At 57.3% G+C, this 1,542-nt stretch carries 1 rRNA gene (only partly in view); it reads right to left on the bottom strand.

Annotated elements, in window-relative coordinates:
- A 23S ribosomal RNA gene (locus AB0N07_RS03185) occupies nucleotides 1-1,542 on the bottom strand (its annotated part continues 373 nt past the right edge of the window); the annotation flags it as partial.

Raw genomic sequence — 1,542 nt, forward strand, 5'->3', positions numbered from 1 at the left:
TGCAGGTCGGAACTTACCCGACAAGGAATTTCGCTACCTTAGGATGGTTATAGTTACCACCGCCGTTTACTGGCGCTTAAGTTCTCAGCTTCGCCTGGACGAATCCAAGCTAACCGGTCCCCTTAACGTTCCAGCACCGGGCAGGCGTCAGTCCGTATACATCGCCTTACGGCTTCGCACGGACCTGTGTTTTTAGTAAACAGTCGCTTCTCGCTGGTCTCTGCGGCCACCCCCAGCTCAAGGCGTAAAGCCCATCACCAGGCATGGCCCCCCTTCTCCCGAAGTTACGGGGGCATTTTGCCGAGTTCCTTAACCATAGTTCACCCGAACGCCTCGGTATTCTCTACCTGACCACCTGAGTCGGTTTAGGGTACGGGCCGCCATGAAACTCGCTAGAGGCTTTTCTCGACAGCATAGGATCATCCACTTCACCACAATCGGCTCGGCATCAGGTCTCAGCCACAAGTGCGACGGATTTGCCTATCGCACGGCCTACACCCTTACCCCGGGACAACCACCGCCCGGGCTGGACTACCTTCCTGCGTCACCCCATCACTCACCTACTACAGGTCTGGTCCGTCGGCTCCACCACTCCCCTTCGCCCGAAGGCTCCAGGGCGGCTTCACGGACTTAGCATCGCCTGGTTCAATGTTTGACGCTTCACAGCGGGTACCGGAATATCAACCGGTTATCCATCGACTACGCCTGTCGGCCTCGCCTTAGGTCCCGACTTACCCTGGGCAGATCAGCTTGACCCAGGAACCCTTAGTCAATCGGCGCACACGTTTCTCACGTGTGAATCGCTACTCATGCCTGCATTCTCACTCGTGAACCGTCCACAACTGCCTTCCGGCGCTGCTTCACCCGGCACACGACGCTCCCCTACCCATCACAGCAGGCGTTGGCCCTATTGCTGCAATGACACGACTTCGGCGGTACGCTTGAGCCCCGCTACATTGTCGGCGCGGAATCACTAGACCAGTGAGCTATTACGCACTCTTTCAAGGGTGGCTGCTTCTAAGCCAACCTCCTGGTTGTCTCTGCGACTCCACATCCTTTCCCACTTAGCGTACGCTTAGGGGCCTTAGTCGATGCTCTGGGCTGTTTCCCTCTCGACCATGGAGCTTATCCCCCACAGTCTCACTGCCGCGCTCTCACTTACCGGCATTCGGAGTTTGGCTAAGGTCAGTAACCCGGTAGGGCCCATCGCCTATCCAGTGCTCTACCTCCGGCAAGAAACACACGACGCTGCACCTAAATGCATTTCGGGGAGAACCAGCTATCACGGAGTTTGATTGGCCTTTCACCCCTAACCACAGGTCATCCCCCAGGTTTTCAACCCTGGTGGGTTCGGTCCTCCACGAAGTCTTACCTCCGCTTCAACCTGCCCATGGCTAGATCACTCCGCTTCGGGTCTTGAGCGTGCTACTGAACCGCCCTGTTCGGACTCGCTTTCGCTACGGCTACCCCACCCGGGTTAACCTCGCAACACACCGCAAACTCGCAGGCTCATTCTTCAAAAGGCACGCAGTCACGAGATGC

The organism is Streptomyces sp. NPDC051172 (assembly GCF_040682555.1).
GTDB lineage: Bacteria > Actinomycetota > Actinomycetes > Streptomycetales > Streptomycetaceae > Streptomyces.